Genomic DNA, 20,975 nt, shown 5'->3' on the forward strand with positions numbered 1-20,975 from the left:
ACACGGGAATCTGGAGTACGCCATGAGTGCTTTTCACGACCTTAAATTGACAGCCCTGGATGGACAGGAGCTACCTCTGGCGCCTTTCAAAGGCCAAGTCGTACTGGTGGTCAACGTCGCCTCCAAATGCGGCCTGACCCCGCAGTACGCGGCGCTGGAAAACCTCTACCAACAATACAAGGCCAAAGGCTTCAGCGTGTTGGGCCTGCCGTGCAACCAGTTTGCCGGGCAGGAACCGGGGACCGAGCAGGAGATCAAGGATTTCTGCAGCCTCAACTATGGTGTGACCTTCCCGTTGTCCAGCAAGCTGGAAGTCAACGGGCATGACCGTCATCAGTTGTACCGCTTGCTGGCGGGCGAGGGCGCGGAATTCCCCGGCGATATCACCTGGAACTTCGAGAAGTTCCTGCTGGGCAAGGACGGCCGCGTACTGGCGCGGTTCTCGCCACGTACGGCGCCGGATGATCCGACCATTGTTCATGCGATTGAAAAAGCGCTGAGCTGAAATTCTCCTCTCCCTCTGTAGGAGCGAGCTCGCTCGCGATGGTTACAGGAACACCGCGGGGCATCAGACCGCCAGCGTTATCGTTGACCACCATCGCGAGCAAGCTCGCTCCTACATCACCTAAATCAATAGTGCTGTTCAGTAGGCGCGAACCTCCATATTATCGCCGTCATAAAGTCATTCCCTGTGGAGCGTCCCATGCCCGTCAAAGCCCTGTTCAAACCGTTCCACCTCGGCACTCTCGAACTGCCGACCCGCGTCGTCATGGCGCCGATGACCCGCTCGTTTTCTCCGGGCGGCGTGCCGAACTCCAAAGTGATCGAATACTACCGTCGTCGCGCCGCTGCGGGCGTCGGCCTGATCATCACCGAAGGCACCACCGTCGGTCACAAGGCTTCCAACGGCTACCCGAACGTTCCGCACTTCTATGGTGAAGCGGCGCTGGCCGGCTGGAAGAAAGTCGTCGACGCCGTTCACGCCGAAGGCGGCAAGATCGTTCCGCAGTTGTGGCATGTGGGCAGCGTACGTCGTATCGGCACCGAGCCGGACGCCAGCGTACCGGGCTATGGCCCGTCGGAAAAAATCAAGGACGGCCAGGTCGTTGTGCACGGCATGACCCAACAGGATATCCAGGACGTGATCGCCGCGTTCGCCCAGGCTGCCAGGGACGCCCAGAGCATCGGCATGGACGGCGTGGAAATCCACGGCGCCCACGGTTACCTGGTCGACCAGTTCTTCTGGGAAGGCAGCAACCAGCGTACCGACGAATACGGCGGCAACCTGGCCAACCGTTCGCGCTTCGCCATTGAATTGATTCAAGCCGTGCGTGCCGCGGTCGGTGAAGGCTTCCCGATCATCTTCCGTTTCTCCCAATGGAAGCAGCAGGACTACACCGCGCGTCTGGTGCAAACCCCGGAGGCGCTGGGCGAATTCCTCAAGCCGTTGGCCGATGCGGGCGTGGATATTTTCCACTGCTCGACCCGCCGCTTCTGGGAGCCGGAGTTCGACGGTTCCGAGCTGAACCTGGCTGGCTGGACCCGTCAACTCACTGGCAAGCCGACCATCACCGTGGGCAGCGTCGGCCTGGATGGCGAGTTCCTGCAGTTCATGGTCAACACCGACAAGGTGGCACAACCGGCCAGCCTGGAAAAACTGCTGGAGCGCCTGAACAACGACGAGTTCGACCTGGTGGCGGTCGGTCGTGCGTTGCTGGTCGACCCGGACTGGGCACAGAAAGTGCGCGAGGGTCGTGAGGACGACATCTTGCCGTTCAGCCGCGAGGCGTTGATGACGCTGGTTTAAGCGGCGACCGGGAAGGCCTCATCGCGAGCAAGCTCGCTCCCACATTGGTTCTGTGTCGTACACAAATCCCCTGTGGGAGCGAGCTTGCTCGCGATGGCTGACTAAAGAGCACTACAAAATCAGGGAACAATCGGTGCATTCGGCACCACCATCTCCCCGGCACAGGCCCCGCGCAACTGTCCCTCGAACTGCTCGATGATCGTCGCCCAACCTTGGCGACTGGCATGCTGGCGTGCATTGAGCCGCACATTGCGCAAGGCTTCCCCGTCCTCCAGCAGCCATGCCGCTGCATCGCAGAACGCTTCTTCATCCCCCGGCATCGCCAACACACCGTTGTAGCCATGACGAATATGCTGGGCCGCCGCCGCCTGATCGTAGGCCACCACGCCGAGCCCCGAAGCCAGTGCTTCAAGCACCACATTGCCGAAGGTTTCAGTCAGGCTCGGAAACAGAAACACGTCGCCCGACGCGTAGTGACAGGCCAGGGCTTCACCCCGCTGGGTGCCGCAGAAAATCGCCTCGGGCATTTCCTTTTCCAGCTCCTGGCGCTGCGGACCGTCGCCGACCACAATCAGTTTCAGGGTGCGCCGGGGATAACTCACCTTGAGGGTATTGAAGGTGCGTTTGAGCAGGCCAAGATTCTTTTCCGGGGCCAGGCGACCGACGTGAATGACGGCGATGTCTTCCTCGGTCAGTCCCCATTGCTCGCGCAGGCCATTCAAGCGTTTGGCCGGGTGAAACAACTCACTGTCGACCCCTCGGGAGAGCAACGCCAGTCGTTCGAAATGTCGTCGTTCCAGCTCCATGCGCTGACTGACGCTGGGCACCAGGGTCATGGTCGAGCGGTTGTGGAACCAGCGCAGGTAGTGAGTCAGCAGGCGCGTGAGCAAACCAAGGCCGTACTGGTTGGAGTACTGCTGGAAATTGGTGTGGAAACCGCTGACCACGGAAATCCCCAGGCGTCGTGCCGCACGCAAGGCCGACAGGCCCAACGGACCCTCGGTGGCAATGTAGAGCACGTCCGGGCGGTGACGCGTCCAGCGCCGCAGCAGCTTGTGCATCGACGACTGACCCCATTGCAGACCGGGATAGCCTGGTAGCGGCCAGCCGCGGCACAGCAGCAACTCATCGTCGCTGCCCAACTGCTGGTCGCAGCCCTGCCGTGGTCGCACCAGTTCCACCTGATGTCCGCGTGCGCGCAAACCGTCGCACAAGCGACCCAGGGTATTGGCCACGCCGTTGATTTCCGGAGGGAAGGTTTCTGTGATCAGGGTGATATGCAGAGCTGTCGTCATGACCCCAGTGTCGGCTGGGGCCATGTCGTCAGTGTGACAACTGGATGATGGATTCATGACCTGAGTGAGTTTGCCCTGAGAGAGCGCTTTTCATGAATCCAGGCAGACTTTTTGCCACCACGGGATTGCGGGATTGAGCGATCGCACGGTCAGTCGCGGACAAGGATTTATAGCTGGGTGCTGCGTTTGGTGAGTCCAAGGTCGAGCTGCCAGTTGTAACAGGTGTCTTTGTTTTTAATTAGCGTAAAGATGGTTCTGCGTCACAGGAAATTTTGCCGGATAAAAGGAGTATTAATGATGGTAGAACAATCGAAAGTTAATCAAGGTTCAAGTGAGGCAGCAGAGGCCAGCACGCCCGTGCCGACGATTAAATATCCTTTAAGCGGAACTGTTCACTCTCCGGGGCGGGTGTTTATTGAGGGGGGGGTGTTTGCAGGGGGCAACAGTTGACGTACGAGACGAGGTGGAGCGTGAATGGATTTCTGCCGTAGTGGACGGAGAAACCTGGTATTTAAGTCGCAACTGGAATAGAGGTCGTAAGATTATAACCGCGCGCCAGAGTGTTGCTGGTGTGCCCTCCGTCACAGCTAGGCACATTTACTTCGACGTCTTTCCACCCTGGGAAGCTCCACGTATTACTTATCCAAGAGACGGGAGTAATTATTCCGAAGGTGTGATTGTCATCGAAGGCACTTGTACCGCCTTAGCGGGAACGGTTGAATTGTTGAACCATGACTTTAGTTTTTTAGGTAACGCTACAATAGGCCCTACTGGATTAACTTGGAGTTTCAGCCGGGTTTGGGATAAAGGTGTCAAACATGTCAAGGCGAGAGAAATTGTGGGAGGCATGCCTTCTGATCCAAGCGGTCAAATCGAGTTCATCGTACGGTAGAATATTCCACTAAGAACGGATAACACCAAGAGTGCACCCTTGCCATTTTCAGTTATCCACGTCCGTTTGTGGGCAAAGCATTTTTGGTGGGTGGAAAGTGAGTCAGTTGTGAGTCCTGCGGCAAGAGAAATACTCTTGCCGCAGTTTTTACCTGACTTCCCCGGGAAGAACTCTACTTATGACAGACTTTCGTCCGCAGGTAATTGCGTGACCACGCCAGTTGACTGCTGGAGCACTGACCAGTCCTGACGCATAAACTCACGAAACCGATCAGTTACCACGGTTCTGGCGGTGGATGCGCTACGGCGCGTGCGATCAGTGACAGTGATTTGTAGTCGGCAGCGCCGTTCGGAGAGTCCCAAGTGCGTTGCCCCAGTGGCAACAGCCAAGGTATCAGCTGATTCCAGGCTTCTTCCGGGGAACTGAAGGACGGCACTTCGATCCAGAACTGGATTCCGGCGCCCCCTAAAAATGGACTATCCGCGGGAATCCCCGTTATCGCGCCTCCTGCCTCGTCCATGAAATGGTTGGCTCGCCACGTATCGTAAATACCGCGAGGCGAGTGCTTGGCGTCGAAGATATTGTCCCAGGTCTTGTTAACGATGAAATAAAAATCGCCATGGGCGTTGATCACGTTGTATCCGGCATTTACCAGGTCTTGTGCGGTCATTTCTTCGCGCCGCTTGCCCCAGAGACTCCAGCACTCGATTTCTACCTTTTTATCCACAGCAATAAACGGGTTTGGTCGAACGGCCCCGTCGTTCCAGACTCGCGCGATTTTACCTCCATCCTGTATCAGGGTTGCCACGTCGTTGATGAAGTACCTGACAGCGTCTTCGGAAGTGGCATTTGGATTACCGGACATGTCACGTGCATATTTGGCTAGTTGGGGCGTGTTGCTGTGGTTGATCGGGCTGAGAAAGTATTCGTCGGCTCCTAAATGGATACGTCGGCTGCGTGGAAACATTGTGAGAAGATCAGAGAAGAGAGTTTTGATAAAGTAACGCGCCTCAGCAATGCTGAAATCGAGAGCTTTGGACACGACTGTGTCATTACTGAGACGAAGCTGGAACTGAGGTCGGTCGCGTAGTATCCGGTCCATATGTCCAGGCATGTCGAGTTCTGGTATCACCTCAATATGGTAGGAGGCGGCGGTGTCGAGGACGCGCTTGAGCTCTTCTGCGCTCCAGGCATCGGAGCTGGAGATGTCCACACAAGAAGGAAAGATAACCCTTACCCCTTCGTTATCGGTCAGGTGCAAATGCAGGGTATTGAGTTGATTCCAGGCCATTTCCTGAATCAGGTTGATTACCCAATCGGGGCTGAAATACCAGCGGCCCATATCGATCATCACTGAGCGCTCGGCATACAGGGGGGCATCAATTACAACCCCTGGATCAAGTGTGGTGGAAACGCGTGCAGCTTTATGCAGGGTGGTCAGGGCCCGGGCCATGGCCTCCAGGGTTTGTGCGGTGACCAGGACATTGCTTGAGATATCAATCCGGTAACTTTCGTTTTTCCCATTGGCAGGAATCGGGACGTCCGCCGTATTCGGTGCGGACAATTTCAACGATACGTCACCCGGTAGTGGGGGAACGCCTGCCAGCAGCGCAATGGTCGTTGGTTTGCCAAGCCCGGCGGCACCGGCGAACCCGGCTGCCAGTCGTGTTGCCAGGGGGCGCAGGCTCTCGCAGTCGATGAGAATGCGCGAGTTTTCACTGATGACAAAATCATCTCCCGCTTCTGGTTTCGCATAGAGCACTGCCGGACTCATGCGGGTCCAGGGAAAGGATACATTCTGATTCTCGGTACTGAGATTTTCGCCAGGCATCATGCAAGTCGGGGCGGGGTCATGTATTGGTGTTGTCATTGATCGGGAATTCCATAAGTTGCAGTCGTGAATAATTCCTCGGCAATTGAAGGATCTCAAATTGGGAGCTCTGAACGTATTGGATATGTTTTGCGTAGCAATCGCTGCTGTAAGAAATAACAGGGTTAAGTAATAATTTGTAAATTACGTCGTGAATCCGCTCTTTTTGTTGGTGAAATTAAGTGTTTGAGTGGTGTGCTGCAGGGGAGGCTTCGCTTGCGTGTTATTGAATTTGATGATCGTTTTTCGAAACTATCAGTTATTGCAGGTGTTTTTATGTTCAATTAACGTGAAAGTGGTTCTGCATCACAGGCAATTTTGCCGGATAAAAGGAGTGTCAATGATGACGGAACAATCGAAAGTTCAACTAGATTCAAATGAGGCAGCAGAGATCAGCACCCCCGTGCCGACGATCGCATATCCTTTAAACGGAACTCGTCACGCTTTGGGGCGAGTGTTTATTGAAGGGAGTTGTTTAGAGGGGGCAAAAGTTGACGTGCTTAACTATGACGACAGTAAGCTGGGCTCTGCCGTAGTGAACGGAAAAACCTGGTACTTCAGTCGCAACTGGGACGAAGGTGTCAAGGTTGTGAGGGCATGCCAGAGCGTTGCTGGTGTGCCTTCCGTCTCAACTGAGCAACGTCTCTTCTTTGTCGCTCCATCCTTGAACGCTCCAAGTGTTACTAATCCAAAAGACGCAACTCGTGTGCCCGAAGGCAGGATACTCATCGAAGGCACCTGTACAGCTGGAGCAGAAGCGGTTGAAGTGCTGAACCATGACTTTAGTGTTTTGGGCAAGGCCACAATAAAGCCTAATGGAACACAGTGGAGTTACAGCCGCGTTTGGGATAAAGGTGTCAAGCACGTCAAAGTGCGGCAAATTTTGGGTGGCAAGGCTTCTGACCCTAGCGGTCAAATCGAGTTTGTCGTGCAGTAAGACATTCCACTAATAACTGATAGCACCAAGCGTTACGCCCTTGCCATTTTCAGTTGTTCATGTCCGTTTGTGGACGAAGATTCTTTGGCGGGCGGAAAGTGATTCAGTTGTGAGGCCTGCGGCAAGAGAAATACTCTTGCCGCAGTTTTCATCTGACTTCCCCGGGAAAGATTAGTGCTACCAGTGACAGGCCTTCGTCCGCAGGTGATAGCGTGATCACGCCAGTTGACTGCTGGATGGCGTTTTTACTTTACGGGGGTTGTCAGCGTTTGGACGCCGCGCTCACGTACCCAGAACAGCGTCGCCCCGGCCACTGCCGCCGGCATCATCAGGATGTTGACCACCGGAATCAGCAACACCAGATAAACAATCCCGCCAAAACTCATGCTCTGCCAGCGCTTCTCGCGCAGCCAGCCAAGCATCTCGTTCCAGCCCAGCTTGTGGTTGTCCGCCGGGTAGTCGATGTACTGGATCGCCATCATCCACACCCCGAACAACAGCCACAGCGGTGCGGCGATAATGTTCACCACCGGGATGAACGAGAGGATGAACAGCCCGATCGCCCGGGGCAGGAAGTAGCCAAGCTTGCGCATTTCCCGGGCCAGGGTGCGCGGGATCATCGCAATCAGTTCGCCCCAGCTGAAGGCCGGAAAATCATCGGTGCCGCGCACAACCACTTCGACTTTCTCCGCGAGGAAGCCGTTGAATGGCGCGGCAATGACGTTGGCAAGCATGGTGAAGGTGAAGAACACCATCAGCACGACGAGGACTACGAACAGCGGCCAGAGGATGTAGCTGAGAAAACTCAGCCAGTCGGGCAGGGACGGCATCAGCGTGTCGACCCACAGGCTGAATTGATGGCCGGCCAGGTAGATCAATCCGACGAACAGCACCAGGTTGATCGCCAGCGGCAACAACACAAACAAACGCAGGCTGGGGCTCAGCACCAGCTTGAGGCCTTCGCGCAGGTATTGCGGGCCGGACAGAACAGGGGCGGGCATAAGGTGCTCCGGGCAGAGGGAAAACGCGCCGACCTTACCGGCTTTGCTACACATGCGAAAGCGCGGTGGCGGTATCGACATTCACTGTAACAAAGACGTCGATATCGTCGGGCAGATTGCATAGAGACCACCTATGAGCTGGATTGTTAATCCGTATTTCCTTAATCTTCGCCCCCTCGATACGCTGCACCCAATCTTTTTACAGGACGGTCGTGTTCAAGCCTTCCCCAAGTGCTTTCAACCGTTCTTTTTTATTCCAGCCGGCAATCCGGCGTTCCGCGCCAGGTGTTCCGGGCCGGTCAACAGGAGCAGGTCATGTCTGAAGTCCGTCATTCGCGAGTGATTATTCTCGGTTCCGGCCCTGCCGGTTACAGCGCTGCGGTCTATGCCGCCCGTGCCAACCTCAAGCCACTGCTGATCACCGGCATGCAGGCCGGCGGTCAACTGACCACCACCACCGAAGTCGACAACTGGCCGGGCGACGTCCACGGCCTGACCGGCCCGGCGCTGATGGAGCGGATGCGCGAGCACGCCGAACGCTTTGAAACCGAGATCGTTTTCGATCACATCAATGCCGTGGACTTCGCTGCCAAGCCATACACCCTGACTGGCGACAGTGCGACCTACACCTGCGACGCCCTGATCATCGCCACCGGCGCCAGTGCTCGTTACCTGGGCCTGCCGTCCGAAGAAGCGTTCATGGGCAAAGGCGTCTCCGCCTGCGCAACCTGCGACGGTTTCTTCTATCGCAACAAGCCGGTGGCTGTGGTTGGCGGCGGCAACACCGCTGTCGAAGAAGCCCTGTACCTGGCCAACATCGCCAGCAAAGTCACCCTGATCCACCGTCGCGAAACCTTCCGCGCCGAGAAGATCCTGATCGACAAGCTGAACGCCCGTGTTGCCGAAGGCAAGATCGAGCTGAAGCTGAACGCGACCCTGGACGAAGTGCTGGGCGACAACATGGGCGTGACCGGTGCCCGCCTGAAGAATAACGACGGCAGCTTCGACGAAGTGAAAGTCGACGGCGTGTTCATCGCCATCGGCCACACCCCAAACACTTCGCTGTTCGAAGGTCAGCTGACCCTGAAAGACGGTTACCTGGTTGTGCAGGGCGGCCGTGACGGCAACGCCACCGCCACCAACCTCGAAGGCATTTTCGCCGCCGGTGACGTGGCCGACCACGTGTATCGTCAGGCCATCACCTCGGCGGGCGCCGGTTGCATGGCGGCACTGGATGCCGAGCGTTACCTCGACAATCTGCAGAACGCTTGATTCTGTTTTGGTAAAAAACCGGCCTCGGCCGGTTTTTTTATGCCCACGATTTAATGCTTGATAACACTCCGGTGTGGGATAGTGTTCAGGTCAGTTTTGCAAGACAGGCTTCAAGAATATCCAGCCCTTCTTCCAGCACCGCAGCCTCGATGGTCAACGGCGCCAGCAAGCGAATGATGTGCCGCGATTTGCCACTGGGCATCAGCAGCAGGCCCGCATCCCGCGCCAAAGTCAGCAGTTGGGTCAATTGTGCCGGGGCGGGCGAGCCATCGGCGTTGATCAGCTCGAAACCACGCATCGCACCTACACCGGTAAGTCGGCCCAGGTACGGCGTCAGGTTGTTCGCGCGCCAGGTTTCATGGCGGCCGACAATCGCTTCCTCTTGTTGTGCGCCCCAGGCGTGCAGGTTGGCATCGGTCATTTCATCCAGCGTCGCCAGCGCGGCGGCGCAGGCGATGGGATTGCCCGAGTAAGTGCCACCGAGTCCGCCCTTGGGCAGGTTATCCATCAGCGATTTGCGCCCAACCACCGCCCCCAGTGGCACGCCGCCGGCGATGCTTTTGCCGAGCAGGACCAGATCCGGCTCGATGCCCAGCCGTGAGAACGCGAAGCGCTGGCCGGTACGACCGAAACCGGACTGGATTTCATCGGCGATCAGCACAATGCCCTTGTTGTCGCAAAACTTGCGCAGCGCCTGGGCGAACTCGATGTCCATCGTCAGGAAGCCCGCTTCGCCCTGCACCGGTTCGACGATAAAGCAGGCGACGTCTTCGACATCAATCTCGACGCTGAACAGGCGCTCCATGGCTTTGAGGGCTTCGGCGCAGGTCACGCTGTTGTCCGGGCCGGGAAAGGGCAGGTGATACACCGGCCCCGGCAGCACGCCGATTTTCTGTTTGTAGGGCGCCACTTTGCCATTGAGGTTGAGCGTGGCCAGCGTGCGGCCGTGGAATGCACCGTCGAAGGCGATGACCGCGCTGCGCCCGGTGGCGCCACGGACGATCTTCAGGGCGTTTTCCGCCGCTTCCGCGCCGCTGTTGGTGAGCATGCCGCTGACCGGGTAACCCACCGGCATGAACGCACTGAGGCGATCCATCAGTTCGAGGTAAGGCACATGGGGCGCCGCATTGAACGCATAGTGGGTCAGCCGCGTGGCTTGTTCGCGAATGGCCTCGACGATGCGCGGATGGCAATGGCCGAGGTTCAACACGCCAATGCCACCGACAAAGTCGATGTAGCGTTTGCCATCGATGTCCCAGACCTCGGCGTTTTTGCCGTGGCTGAGCGTGACAGGGTGAACGATGTTGATCGACTGGCTGATGGTTTCGCTGCGCATGAATGACCGGCTCGGAAGAAGGAGGACTTCTTTTTATCTAAGCCGTGAGCGGTGCTACGGGGCAAACGAAATAAAGTTGCCGGGTCAATCTTAAAAGTCGGGTTGTGCTTGTGATCAATTCCGCGCCATGAACGCAAAACCTGTAGGAGCGAGCTTGCTCGCGATGGTGGTGAACGATGACGCTGGGAGCCTGACACCCCGTGGCGTTCTTCAGTCCATCGCGAGCGGGCTCGCTCCTACAAATCAAATCAGCGGCGAGTCAGCGGCTGTTGGGTGAACTTCACACCCGCCAGGCCGTGGGCAATCAGCGCCCGGATGTTGCCATGGTCGCTGCCTTCTGGCGTTGCCAGCACCGAGCGGTAATGCTCGCCGAAAGCCAGCAGGGCTTCTTGATCGCTCAAGCCTTCGAGCAGCGCCAGACCCAGGGTCTTGCACGAGCCTTCGTTCTGCCCGGCCGCGTTTTCCACACCACCGTTGTTGAAGGCCTGAGGCTGGTAGTCGTAACCGCCAGCAATGAACGCCAGGGTGTCGGCGAAGGCGTGTTCGCCGCTGTTGAGGCTGGCGCGCAGGGTGTTCAATTCACTCATTGGGTTTTCCTTTGGCGAACGCCGCCTGTTGTTCGGCGCTGGCTTCTTGCTGATATTGGGCTTTCCATTCGGCGTACGGCATGCCGTAAACCACTTCGCGGGCTTCGTCGAGGCTGACCTCGATCTGGCGCTCATCCGCCGCCGCCTTGTACCACTTGGACAGGCAGTTGCGGCAGAAGCCCGAGAGGTTCATCAGGTCGATGTTCTGCACATCCTTGCGGCTGTCCAGGTGGGCCACCAGCCGACGAAAGGCGGCGGCTTCGAGTTCAAGGCGTTGTTGATCGGTCATGGCGGTCTCTGCGAGACAGCTTCAAGCGGCAAGCTTCAAGCTGCAAGTTGGATTGCGGTGGCTGCAAGTTTACAGCTTGGCGCCTGTAGCTTGTAGCTTGTAGCTATCGGCTCGCTGCAAGCGTTATCGACACCGACTCGGCGAATCGCAGCGCGTGGGGCTTGTCGACCTCGACTTCTGCGTAGAGCACCGATGCGTTGGCCATCACCAGGTCGAGAATTTCCTGGGTCAGGCGTTCGAGCAGCGCAAAGCGGTTGCCTTCGACGTGGGCGATGATCGCCTTGGTGATCGTGCGGTAGTTCAGCGCGTGATCGATGTCGTTGTCACGTACCGCTTCCTGGGCCGCGTACAGAATGGTGAGGTTGATCAGCACATCCTGCTTGTTGAGGATTTCATCCTCATTGATGCCGATGAAGGTACGCAGGCACAGGTCTTTGACCCGGATGCGTGCCATGCCTGGCTGAAGTTGTGGCATTGCTACTTGCTCCGTCCAATCAATTGCAGGAACTCCTGGCGGGTGTTGCTCGACTCGCGGAAGGCACCGAGCATCACGGAGGTGTTCATGGTCGAATTCTGTTTCTCGACGCCGCGCATCATCATGCACATGTGCTGCGCTTCAATGACCACTGCGACGCCTGCCGCACCGGTCACCTGTTGCACGGCGTCGGCGATTTGCCGGGTGAGGTTTTCCTGGATTTGCAGGCGCCGGGCGAACATGTCCACCAGCCGCGCAATCTTCGACAGCCCCAGCACCTTGCCGGTTGGAATATAAGCCACATGCGCCTTGCCGATGAAGGGCAGCATATGGTGTTCGCAAAGCGAGTACAGCTCGATGTTGTCGACGATCACCATTTCATCGTTGTCGGAGGCGAACAGCGCGCCATTGACGATCTCTTCGACACTTTGTTCGTAGCCATGGCAAAGGTACTGCATGGCTTTGGCTGCGCGCACCGGGGTGTCGAGCAGGCCTTCGCGGTCTGGATTTTCACCGAGTCCGATGAGGATCTCTCGATAATTCTGGGGCAGGGATAACGTCATGGAAAATCCTCGCGGGACACTTACTTGATGTGCCTTCCGCCGTTGACGGTCAGGGTGGTGCCGGTGACATAAGGGTTGTCGAGCAGATAGCGCAGGCTCTGGTAGATCACTTCGCAGCCGGGTTCGATGCCCAGCGCGGACTTGGCCAGTGCCTTGGCGCGGTAGGTCGCGTCGTCTTCAGGGTTGAACAGTAGCAGGGCGGGCGCAATCCCGTTGACCTTGATGTCCGGCGCGTACCTGGCGGCGAAGGACAGGGTCAGGCTGTCGAGTCCGGCTTTGCTGGCGCAATAGCCGATGTGCTTGCTGCTGCCCTTGCGGGTCACGTCATCGCTGATGTGCACGATGTCGGCGGGGCTTGAGCGTTGCAGCAGATCGGCGCAATGCAGGTTGATCAGGTAGGGCGCCAGCATGTGCACGCTGAACATGCGGGTGAATGCGGCGGCGTCAGTGTCCGGTGTTTCGGCCAGCCATTCGGAGGCGTTGTGGATAATAGCCCGCAAACAGTCGGTGTGGGTTTTCAGTTCACTGATGAAGGCGAGGATCCCGGCCTCGCTGGCGAAGTCCGCGAACACGGCGGTGGCCCCCAGGTCGCGCAGGGCTTGTACGCCGGGCCGCTCGCTGCGGTAACTGAAAATCACGCGATGGCCGTCTTCCAGCAATCGCCGGGCGCAGTGCAGGCCGACACGCTGGCCGGCGCCGGTAATCAGGATAGGGGCTGCGGAAGAAGTCATGAACGGCTCGCGTCGCGGTGAGAGTAAAACTATACCAGCGACGAGTCGTGCGATGCCTCTGAAAAGATCGCAGCCTGCGACAGCTCCTGCAGGGCGCGTTACCGTCCCGCATTTTTTGGAGCTTGCGATCTATCAGTGATTTTGAGGGGCTGACTCGCTGGGCAACGCGCGTGCCGGCGTGTTGTTCAGCCAGGTGGCAAGCAGTCGAGTGGACAAAGGGATGAAGAAATAAACCATCAACGGCGTCAGGCACAGGGTGCTGACGAGCACGCGGGGCAGTAGCGCCATCTCGCCCAGCAGCGGCCCCAGCACAAAGTTGAACAGCAGCGAGACCGGAAAGAACGCCAGCCAGATCGCCACGGCCTGTTTCCAGCGCGGCGGGCGTTGGCCGGCGACGCCAAACCAGCCTTCGATGCCGCTGACCCGGTGTTCTGTCGGGTGGGCGAACAGGTCGCTGCCGCGTCCGAGCCAGGCGCTGCGAGAGACGGAATGTTCCCAGGCGTGCAAGGTCTGCTCGTCGGCGAAGCGGAAGATGATCTGGAATTCGTCGTCCTCGGGTGGCGGAGCGAGCACACCGGAGCCGAGGTAGCCGGGAAAATCGGTGGCCAGTTGTTCGCCTTCGCGCAGCCAGGCGATCAGGTCCTGATAACGTCCATTGGCAACGCGGCGCGCAACCATCAGCGTGACGGGTGGGGTAGACATTGTGTATCTCCATAAGGCATTTGCGTCGCTCCGGATAGGGGCTTCGCCAGACGCAGCGCCGGGGTGGTGGGCTGCGACTTGAAACAAGCAAGGATTATTCCTGATTCTGCCCGTGGCGTCTGTGACGTTTACACGCTCCTTCGCAGTATCGATTTTTTACGGAAACTTTACGGGGCGGGGGCGTTAGAATATCGGACGGACGATACAGGGATGTTTCAACAGGATGCCCATACTTACAGACGTCGCTTCAGGATCCACGCAGGCCGTCGCGCTCGAACAGGAAGAACTCTTCCCCATTCGCGAGGTGGCGCGACTGACAGGTGTCAACCCGGTCACGCTTCGCGCCTGGGAGCGACGTTATGGCCTGATTGTTCCAACACGCACCGATAGCGGGCATCGACTGTATTCGATGTCCGATATTGAGCGCGTTCGCAGCATTCTCGGCTGGATCGAACGCGGTGTTGCGGTCAGCAGGATCGGCAAGATCCTGGCCAGGAGCGAGCCGCTCCAGGCGTTGTCGCACATCATCCCCAACAGCCTCGTGGAAGCCGATTACGCACAGTGGCAGCAGCAGGTTCTTGCAGCGGTCAACGGGTTTGACGACCTTCAGCTGGAGCAGGTCTACGGGCAAATCTTTTCCAGTTACGCCCTGCCGGTGGTGTTTCAGGACATTCTGATCCCCGTCTGGAAGCAGTTGTTGCAACGCCAGGACCAGTTCGGCGTAACCAGCGAGTGGCTGTTCCTGGATGGTTTTCTACGTTCCCGGGTAGTGCAGCGCTTGCTGTTGACGCGCGAGAAGCAACCGCATCACGTGGTCATCTGTGCCCTGGATGGTCACTGTCGGGAGCTGGAGCTGTTGGTCGCCGCCCTGTTCCTGAGTTCCGGGCCATCGACCATTGGCGTATTGAACATAGGCCAGCCATTCGAGGAGCTGGCGCTGATGTGTGAAAGGATCAAGCCCGTGGCACTGGTGCTGTTTTCCAATCATGTACCGAATGCCGAGTTGCCGCGTCGCTTGAATCGCCTGGCCATGGGCCTGGAGTGTCGATTGTTGTTGGCCGGTGATGCCTCTGACCTGGCGCAGGGCAGCCTGGCCGGGTCATCGATCGGTTGCCTGGGCAATGAAGGGAAGGTCATGAGCCAGCGTCTGAACCAGTTCCTGGCGGGAAATCTGGATACTTGAAGTTCAGAGATGCAGCGTTGGATGAGTCAGACGATGCTGTTGCAGGATGAACTGACGCAGACGCTCGGTTTCGTCCGTATCGCTCTGGTTCAGTTGATAGGCGTAGAAGCCCTGTGCGTTTTCCTTCTCGAAGGTGCCGCGCAAGGCAATCCGCTCATAGCCTGAGGGGCTGAACCACAAGGCGAAATGCTTCGGTGGCTTGGTCTTGTTGCGAACCTCCAGCAAAACCCCTTTGCACGACACTTCGTGTACCCACAGGGTGCCGGGTTGACCCTGGGCGTTTTCCAGCGCTACCGGCTCGTCCAGTACCAGACGCCAAGGCCGGGCCATGGGCCCGTCTTCATAGATGCTCGGCACGCCGAGACGCAAATGCATCGCATGAAACTCGTCTTCCACCAGGTGCAGGGGGAAGGTTATTTGCTGGTTTTCGAAGCTGGCTTGAATGGTGACCTGCTCATGGGCCGCCAGGCGGGTGAGCAGGTCACGGATTTGCGATCCACCGTTGACGAGCAGGCTCGACGTCGCATCCCGCACATTGAGTTGCGGGTTGTGTTGCATGGTCTGGATGAAATCCAGCTCATCCTGGGTCAGGAGTGCGTCACGTTGCATGGCCAGCTCGAAAGATATAATTACAAAGTCATTGGTGATTGTAATTACTGACCATTAATTCTGAGTTTCGTTTGCGCCGTTCGTCGCCTTGAGCGCAGCAAGCTCCGCCTGGAGTTCAGCCACCCGTCCCTCCAGTTGTGCCACGCGCTGTTGCGCCTTGACTTGCACGGTGACGTCTTTCTGCACACCGACAAAGTAGGTTTGCCCGTCCGCTGGATTTTTCACCGTTGAAAGGGACAGCTCATTCCAGAACGGTGTGCCGTCCTTGCGGTAGTTGCGCAGTATTTCCCGGCAGGAACCTTCTCGGTTCAAGGCGTCGCGAATCAACGGCAGGGCGTCTTGGTCGCGATCTCCCGACTGCAGGAAACGACAATCCTGATAGAGGATCTCTTCGCTGGAGTAGCCCGTCAGGCGTTCGAACGCGGGGTTGACGTAAATGAGGATTTTGTCCTGATCGCCTTCCTTTTCGGCAATGACGATGCCGTCGTTGGAGGCGTTGATCACCATTTGCAGCAGTTGAGCATTAATCATCGGAGCATCCTTTCCTGATTGATTGTCAATTGCATTCTAAAAGAATAATCACGACTGTGGTGTTAATATCCGGGTCTTTTACTCGGATTCAGGATCAAATTGATGAAAGTCGCCATCATTTCCGGCTCGGTGTACGGCACGGCCGAAGAAGTTGCCCGCCACGCCGCCAGCCTGTTGAAAGCCGCCGGTTTCGAAACCTGGCACAACCCGCGTGCGACCCTCGCCGACGTCCAGGCGTTTGGCCCCGAAGCCTTTCTGGCGGTGACCTCGACCACCGGCATGGGTGAGCTGCCGGACAATCTGCAACCACTGTATTCGACCATTCGTGACCAATTGCCTGCAGCCTGGCGCGGTTTGCCGGGGGCGGTGATCGGATTGGGCGATGCGAGTTATGGTGATACTTTTTGTGGCGGCGGCGAGCAGATGCGCGAACTGTTCGGTGAACTGGGCATTCGCGAAGTGCTGCCGATGCTGCGCCTGGATGCCAGCGAGAGCGTGACCCCCGAGACGGACGCCGAGCCTTGGCTGGCGGACCTGATCAGCGCACTGCGCACCTGACGTTACTCCGATATCCATGCCAGTCAGGGTTCTGACAGTACGGTAAAAAACTGCCTGTCAGACCATCGCTGGCGCCGGTCGTTTGACATGGATCCATGGGGGGCAGGGCGACTGACTCGTAGGGTCACCAAGCTGGCTGCCAATGCAACTACACGAACCCCAAGGGCTGACTAGACTCGGTGAACATAGGAAACACTCCATAATAAAAACACCGAGGCTTCTTGCCGTGACTGTCGCTCCCATCCAATCGCCACACAGTGTCAAAGACCAGGTCAGTGCTGCCGAGTGGCAGACTCGCGTCGACCTGGCCGCTTGTTATCGCCTGGTTGCCCAACATGGTTGGGATGACCTGATCTTTACCCACATCTCCGCCAAGGTGCCCGGCACCGAAGATTTCCTGATCAACCCGTTCGGGCTGATGTTTCACGAAATGACCGCGTCGAGCCTGGCCAAGGTGGATCAGGCCGGCAACAAGCTGATGGACAGTCCTTACGAGATCAATCCGGCGGGTTACACCATCCACAGCGCCGTGCATGAAGTCCGTCACGATGTCGTTTGTGTGCTGCACACCCACACGGCTTCAGGGGTGGCGGTCTCGGCACAGAAGCAGGGCGTGCTGCCGATCAGCCAACAGTCGTTGTTCGTGCTTTCCAGCCTGGCCTACCACGCCTACGAAGGTGTGGCGCTCAACCATGAAGAGAAGGTGCGGCTGCAGGCTGATCTCGGTGAAAACAATTTCCTGATGCTGCATAACCACGGTCTGCTGACATGCGGCAGCAGCATCGCCGATACGTTCCTGATGATGTTTACCTTTCAACGTGCCTGCGACATTCAGGTCATGGCACAAAACGGTGCGGCTGAGCTGATTGCTATCGAACCGCAGATCCTGGCCGGCGCCAAAGCCATGATCGCGGGTGTTACCAGAAGTGCTCAAGGAATGGGCGGAGCGCTGGCGTGGCCGGCGCTGCTGCGCAAGCTCGATAAACTGGACCCGGGTTATAAACTCTGATGGCACTCGCCGAGATTCCTCTGTGTGTCTGGCGCAAACGCAGCCAGACGTTCTTGTTCCGTGGCCACAGCATCCGTTACTGGACGGCGGGTCAGGGCGAGCCGCTGTTGCTGATTCACGGTTTTCCGTCCGCCAGCTGGGACTGGCATTACCTGTGGCAGCCATTGACCCAGCGCTTTCGCGTGATCGCTTGCGACATGCTGGGCTTCGGCGATTCGGCCAAACCGGCGAACCACGAATACAGCCTGCTGGAGCAAGCGGATCTGCAACAGGCACTGCTTGAGCACCTGAATGTCGAGCAACCGGTGCACCTGTTCGCCCACGACTATGGCGACAGCGTGGCCCAGGAACTGCTGGCCCGGCATTACGAGTCGCGGGTGGAGCTGGCCAGTTGTGTGTTTCTCAACGGCGGGTTGTTTCCGGAAACCCACCGTCCGGTATTGATGCAAAAACTCTTGCTCAGCCCTTTGGGCTGGATGATTGGCCGCGCCTTCAGCCGTGATGGCCTGGTGAGAAGCTTTCGGCAGATTTTCGGTCCGCAAACCCGGCCCAGTGAAAGCCAGATGGATGACTTCTGGAGCCTGGTCGAAAGCCAGCGTGGGCCACGGATCATGCACAAGTTGATCGCCTACATCCCGGAGCGACGCGTCTGGCGCAACCGCTGGGTGAGCGCGATGCAGCGCGGTGAAGTGCCGCTGCGAGTGATCGATGGCGGGGTCGATCCGATCTCCGGTGTGCATATGGTCGAGCGTTACCGGGAACTGATCCCGGATGCGGACACCGTGGTGTTGCCCGACATCGGTCACTACCCGCAGATCGAGGCACCCTGCGAGGTCCTCAGGCACTACCTGGCGTTTCGCGATCAGCTGCTTTCTCCGCCGCGCAAAGTCGCCTGCTCCTGATTCGCAGCGTGAACCTGCTGGGCTTTTGTGGCGAGGGGGCTTGCCCCCGTTCGGCTGCGAAGCAGTCGTAAACCTGCTTAACGCGTTGTATCTGAATCACTGCGCTGTATTTTGGGGCCGCTTCGCAGCCCAACGGGGGCAAGCCCCCTCGCCACAGGGTTCGTGTCCATTTCTCTATCAATCATCCCCCAGCCTTATCGCGCACCATTCAGCCTCCCCCGTGTTGATTGTGACCCGCTGCGCCGTGCCGGAAACTCGGACTCATTGTCCCTTGGCCTGCTGGAGTCCCCCATGAATGAGTCTGTGCGCTTCGAAGATAAAGTCGTGATCATCACCGGTGCTGGTGGCGGCCTGGGACGGGCGCATGCACTGCTGTTCGCCAAACAGGGCGCCAGGGTTCTGGTCAACGACCTGGGTGGCTCGACCCAGGGCGAAGGCGCCAGCGCCTCGGCCGCCGCCCGCGTGGTAGCGGACATTCGCGAGGCCGGCGGCATCGCCGAGGCCAACCACGACTCGGTCACTGACGGTGACAAACTGGTCCAGCATGCCCTGGACGTCTTCGGTCGCGTCGACGTGGTGGTCAACAACGCCGGGATCCTGCGTGACAAGACCTTCCACAAAATGGAAGACGCCGACTGGGACCTGGTTTACCGCGTCCACGTCGAAGGTGCCTACAAAGTCACCCGTGCCGCCTGGCCACATATGCGCGAGCAGAACTACGGCCGGGTGATTTTCACCGCGTCGACCTCGGGTATCTATGGCAATTTCGGCCAGTCCAACTACGGCATGGCCAAGCTCGGTCTCTATGGCCTGACCCGCACCCTGGCCATCGAAGGCCGCAAGAACAACATCCTGGTCAACGCCATCGCCCCCACCGGCGGCACGCGCATGACTGAAGGCCTGATCCCGCCGCAAGTCTTCGAACAGCTAAAGCCGGAACTGGTCAGCCCGCTGGTGGTGTACCTGGCCAGCGAGACCTGCCAGGAAACCTCCGGTCTGTTTGAAGTCGGCGGTGGCTGGATGGGCAAGGTCCGCTGGGAACGCAGCCTCGGTGTCGGGTTCGATCCACGGGCCGGCTTCTCACCGGAAGACGTGGCGGCGCATTGGCAGCAGATTTGCGACTTCGAAGGTGCGGCGCATCCGAAGGACAATATCGATGCGCTGAAGGAAATGATGGGGAATTTGCAGAAGTATTCGCTCTGACATTGTCGGCAAGGTCACATTGACTGACCTTGCCGGTTGCTGCATTTGTCGGTTGGAAAATCGTTTGCCATCGATCAGCCGGAAAAGTATTTGAATACCAGTGCCTTCAGATTGGCGGCTGTCTGCGCATCCATTTTTCCGTCGAATTTTTCCGGGCGAAAATGCATCTGGAATGCCCGTACCAACTGTTGAAAACCACCTTCCGTCGAGGCGCCCGAAACATCGTATCCATAGGACTTGAACAGCCCCAGCAATTCACTTCGGCCTGGAACACCCGATGTGGTGTATTGGCTCAGATACTGGTCCCGAGTGGCTTCATCGAACCAGGCGCCGACGCCTTTCAGGTACAGCGCCTGCCAGGGAAACATTGGCCCCGGGTCACTTTTGCGGCCGACTGAAATATCGGAGTGGCCCAACACCTGCGTCGGCGTGATATCCGGGTAGCGCTTGAGGATGTTCAGCGCCAGTAGTTCAATCGCGGCAATCTGCTCGGGGTGATACGGCGGGAAGGTGAATTGGCCTTTGTTGTCAGTCGCCAGGTTGACCACTTCAATGCCGATAGACGTGTCATTCAAATTGCCGCGGTTGCCCCACTGGCTGACGCCCGCGTGCCACGCGCATTGGCTTTCATCCACCAGGTTGAACACTTCCTGCCCGGTATAACCGGCTTTCAGATAACTGGGGTCGGTGATATCCGGAACCAGATAGTGCGCGCTGACATTCGGGCCGGTCAGGGCACTGACAGAACTTGAGAAGTTAGCGGCGGTGTAATGAAGAATCAGAAAGCGTATTCGGCTGTTGAAGCTTCTGGCTGAGCGATACTTGTTGTAGTCGATGGGCTTCATGGTTGCACTCGCAATAAGTAAGTTTGCAGTCGGACGAAGATCAAGGTTGGTCGCCGACTTGCTGGTCAACTTAATGGCCCGAGTGCGATAGATGTTTACCTATGCTTGTAGGTTCTTTCTGAGAGAAATGTAGGAGCCAGCTTGCTGGCGATGGACTCAAGTGCGCCGCGTTTATCCAGACCACACGCGTCATCGTTAACGACCATCGCCGGCAAGCCAGCTCCCACAAAGGACCGCGCCCACGCTGAAACTGTAGGAGCCAGCTTGCTGGCGATGGACTCAAGTGCGCCGCGTTTATCCAGACCACACGCGTCATCGTTAACGACCATCGCCGGCAAGCCAGCTCCCACAAAGGACCGCGCCCACGCTGAAACTGTA

At 58.0% G+C, this 20,975-nt stretch carries 23 protein-coding genes and 1 pseudogene; 10 read left to right on the forward strand and 14 right to left on the reverse strand.

The window, feature by feature from the left end; genetic code table 11:
- Positions 1 to 22: 22 nt before the first annotated feature.
- Both Q8X48_RS15595 and Q8X48_RS15600 read left to right on the forward strand, forming a co-directional pair.
- The gene (locus tag Q8X48_RS15595) at positions 23 to 505 is read left to right on the forward strand and encodes a glutathione peroxidase (protein ID WP_007970293.1); all 483 of its coding nucleotides are present in this window, start codon (positions 23 to 25) and stop codon (positions 503 to 505) included.
- A 198-nt stretch (positions 506 to 703) separates the two neighbouring features.
- Positions 704 to 1,807 (forward strand): NADH:flavin oxidoreductase, encoded by a 1,104-nt coding sequence (locus Q8X48_RS15600; protein WP_407800871.1) that lies wholly within the window; start codon positions 704 to 706, stop codon positions 1,805 to 1,807.
- A 119-nt stretch (positions 1,808 to 1,926) separates the two neighbouring features.
- Here the strand turns inward: Q8X48_RS15600 and Q8X48_RS15605 are convergent, their stop codons facing one another.
- Positions 1,927 to 3,126, reverse strand: a complete 1,200-nt coding sequence (locus Q8X48_RS15605; RefSeq protein ID WP_407800872.1) for a glycosyltransferase family 4 protein — start codon at positions 3,124 to 3,126, stop codon at positions 1,927 to 1,929.
- A gap of 270 nt (positions 3,127 to 3,396) precedes the next feature.
- Between Q8X48_RS15605 and Q8X48_RS15610 the strand changes: the two genes are divergently transcribed.
- Positions 3,397 to 3,552, forward strand: coding sequence for a hypothetical protein (locus tag Q8X48_RS15610; RefSeq protein WP_407802770.1), 156 nt, complete (start codon positions 3,397 to 3,399; stop codon positions 3,550 to 3,552).
- 716 nt (positions 3,553 to 4,268) lie between these two features.
- Here the strand turns inward: Q8X48_RS15610 and Q8X48_RS15615 are convergent.
- The gene (locus tag Q8X48_RS15615) at positions 4,269 to 5,768 is read right to left on the reverse strand and encodes a family 20 glycosylhydrolase (protein ID WP_407800874.1); all 1,500 of its coding nucleotides are present in this window, start codon (positions 5,766 to 5,768) and stop codon (positions 4,269 to 4,271) included.
- A 436-nt stretch (positions 5,769 to 6,204) separates the two neighbouring features.
- Between Q8X48_RS15615 and Q8X48_RS15620 the strand changes: the two genes are divergently transcribed.
- Positions 6,205 to 6,801 (forward strand): hypothetical protein, encoded by a 597-nt coding sequence (locus Q8X48_RS15620; protein ID WP_407800875.1) that lies wholly within the window; start codon positions 6,205 to 6,207, stop codon positions 6,799 to 6,801.
- A 245-nt stretch (positions 6,802 to 7,046) separates the two neighbouring features.
- Here Q8X48_RS15620 and cysZ read toward each other — a convergent pair whose 3' ends face one another.
- Positions 7,047 to 7,802 carry a sulfate transporter CysZ gene (gene cysZ, locus Q8X48_RS15625; RefSeq protein WP_407800876.1) on the reverse strand — a complete coding sequence of 252 codons (756 nt, stop codon included), beginning with the start codon at positions 7,800 to 7,802 and terminating at the stop codon, positions 7,047 to 7,049.
- A 315-nt stretch (positions 7,803 to 8,117) separates the two neighbouring features.
- Between cysZ and trxB the strand changes: the two genes are divergently transcribed.
- Entirely contained in the window at positions 8,118 to 9,074 is a 957-nt protein-coding gene (trxB, locus tag Q8X48_RS15630; protein WP_007970300.1) for a thioredoxin-disulfide reductase, read from the forward strand.
- Between the two features lie 85 nt (positions 9,075 to 9,159).
- Here trxB and Q8X48_RS15635 read toward each other — a convergent pair whose 3' ends face one another.
- The 7 genes from Q8X48_RS15635 to Q8X48_RS15665 form a co-directional block, all read right to left on the reverse strand.
- The gene (locus tag Q8X48_RS15635; RefSeq protein WP_407800877.1) at positions 9,160 to 10,410 is read right to left on the reverse strand and encodes a 2-aminoadipate transaminase; all 1,251 of its coding nucleotides are present in this window, start codon (positions 10,408 to 10,410) and stop codon (positions 9,160 to 9,162) included.
- 248 nt (positions 10,411 to 10,658) lie between these two features.
- Entirely contained in the window at positions 10,659 to 10,997 is a 339-nt protein-coding gene (locus Q8X48_RS15640) for a HopJ type III effector protein (protein WP_407800878.1), read from the reverse strand.
- Positions 10,990 to 11,286, reverse strand: a complete 297-nt coding sequence (locus Q8X48_RS15645; RefSeq protein ID WP_008023232.1) for a DUF1244 domain-containing protein — start codon at positions 11,284 to 11,286, stop codon at positions 10,990 to 10,992. The genes Q8X48_RS15640 and Q8X48_RS15645 overlap by 8 nt, the downstream gene beginning before the upstream one ends.
- Before the next feature lie 103 nt (positions 11,287 to 11,389).
- Positions 11,390 to 11,761, reverse strand: coding sequence for a dihydroneopterin triphosphate 2'-epimerase (gene folX, locus Q8X48_RS15650; protein ID WP_007970304.1), 372 nt, complete (start codon positions 11,759 to 11,761; stop codon positions 11,390 to 11,392).
- Between the two features lie 2 nt (positions 11,762 to 11,763).
- On the reverse strand, positions 11,764 to 12,324 hold the full coding sequence (gene folE / locus Q8X48_RS15655) for a GTP cyclohydrolase I FolE (protein WP_102701473.1): 561 nt from the start codon (positions 12,322 to 12,324) through the stop codon (positions 11,764 to 11,766).
- Between the two features lie 20 nt (positions 12,325 to 12,344).
- Positions 12,345 to 13,055 carry a dihydromonapterin reductase gene (gene folM / locus Q8X48_RS15660; RefSeq protein ID WP_407800879.1) on the reverse strand — a complete coding sequence of 237 codons (711 nt, stop codon included), beginning with the start codon at positions 13,053 to 13,055 and terminating at the stop codon, positions 12,345 to 12,347.
- A 132-nt stretch (positions 13,056 to 13,187) separates the two neighbouring features.
- A complete protein-coding gene (locus Q8X48_RS15665) occupies positions 13,188 to 13,757 on the reverse strand; it encodes an antibiotic biosynthesis monooxygenase (protein ID WP_126049316.1) in 570 nt (189 codons plus the stop codon).
- A 223-nt stretch (positions 13,758 to 13,980) separates the two neighbouring features.
- Between Q8X48_RS15665 and Q8X48_RS15670 the strand changes: the two genes are divergently transcribed.
- Positions 13,981 to 14,940, forward strand: a complete 960-nt coding sequence (locus Q8X48_RS15670) for a MerR family transcriptional regulator (RefSeq protein WP_407800880.1) — start codon at positions 13,981 to 13,983, stop codon at positions 14,938 to 14,940.
- A gap of 3 nt (positions 14,941 to 14,943) precedes the next feature.
- On the opposite strand, the gene Q8X48_RS15675 is transcribed toward Q8X48_RS15670, so the two are convergent.
- Both Q8X48_RS15675 and Q8X48_RS15680 read right to left on the reverse strand, forming a co-directional pair.
- Positions 14,944 to 15,549, reverse strand: coding sequence for a hypothetical protein (locus tag Q8X48_RS15675; protein WP_217837209.1), 606 nt, complete (start codon positions 15,547 to 15,549; stop codon positions 14,944 to 14,946).
- A 54-nt stretch (positions 15,550 to 15,603) separates the two neighbouring features.
- Entirely contained in the window at positions 15,604 to 16,080 is a 477-nt protein-coding gene (locus tag Q8X48_RS15680; RefSeq protein ID WP_407800881.1) for a PAS domain-containing protein, read from the reverse strand.
- Positions 16,081 to 16,182: 102 nt separating this feature from the next.
- Between Q8X48_RS15680 and Q8X48_RS15685 the strand changes: the two genes are divergently transcribed.
- The 4 genes from Q8X48_RS15685 (at position 16,183) to Q8X48_RS15700 (ending at position 19,752) form a co-directional block, all read left to right on the forward strand.
- Positions 16,183 to 16,638 carry a flavodoxin gene (locus Q8X48_RS15685; protein ID WP_102701467.1) on the forward strand — a complete coding sequence of 152 codons (456 nt, stop codon included), beginning with the start codon at positions 16,183 to 16,185 and terminating at the stop codon, positions 16,636 to 16,638.
- A 226-nt stretch (positions 16,639 to 16,864) separates the two neighbouring features.
- Entirely contained in the window at positions 16,865 to 17,647 is a 783-nt protein-coding gene (locus Q8X48_RS15690) for a class II aldolase/adducin family protein (protein WP_407800882.1), read from the forward strand.
- Positions 17,647 to 18,549, forward strand: coding sequence for an alpha/beta fold hydrolase (locus Q8X48_RS15695; RefSeq protein ID WP_407800883.1), 903 nt, complete (start codon positions 17,647 to 17,649; stop codon positions 18,547 to 18,549). Before Q8X48_RS15690 ends, Q8X48_RS15695 begins: the two co-directional genes overlap by 1 nt.
- A 291-nt stretch (positions 18,550 to 18,840) precedes the next feature.
- Positions 18,841 to 19,752 (forward strand): SDR family oxidoreductase, encoded by a 912-nt coding sequence (locus Q8X48_RS15700; protein WP_407800884.1) that lies wholly within the window; start codon positions 18,841 to 18,843, stop codon positions 19,750 to 19,752.
- Between the two features lie 74 nt (positions 19,753 to 19,826).
- On the opposite strand, the gene Q8X48_RS15705 is transcribed toward Q8X48_RS15700, so the two are convergent.
- Together Q8X48_RS15705 and Q8X48_RS15710 are read right to left on the reverse strand one after the other, a co-directional pair.
- On the reverse strand, positions 19,827 to 20,597 hold the full coding sequence (locus tag Q8X48_RS15705; RefSeq protein ID WP_407800893.1) for an N-acetylmuramoyl-L-alanine amidase: 771 nt from the start codon (positions 20,595 to 20,597) through the stop codon (positions 19,827 to 19,829).
- 95 nt (positions 20,598 to 20,692) lie between these two features.
- Positions 20,693 to 20,975 (reverse strand): annotated as a pseudogene (locus Q8X48_RS15710) (hypothetical protein); the annotation flags it as partial.

The organism is Pseudomonas sp. QLc11A, from assembly GCF_052112305.1.
GTDB lineage: Bacteria > Pseudomonadota > Gammaproteobacteria > Pseudomonadales > Pseudomonadaceae > Aquipseudomonas > Aquipseudomonas laurylsulfatiphila.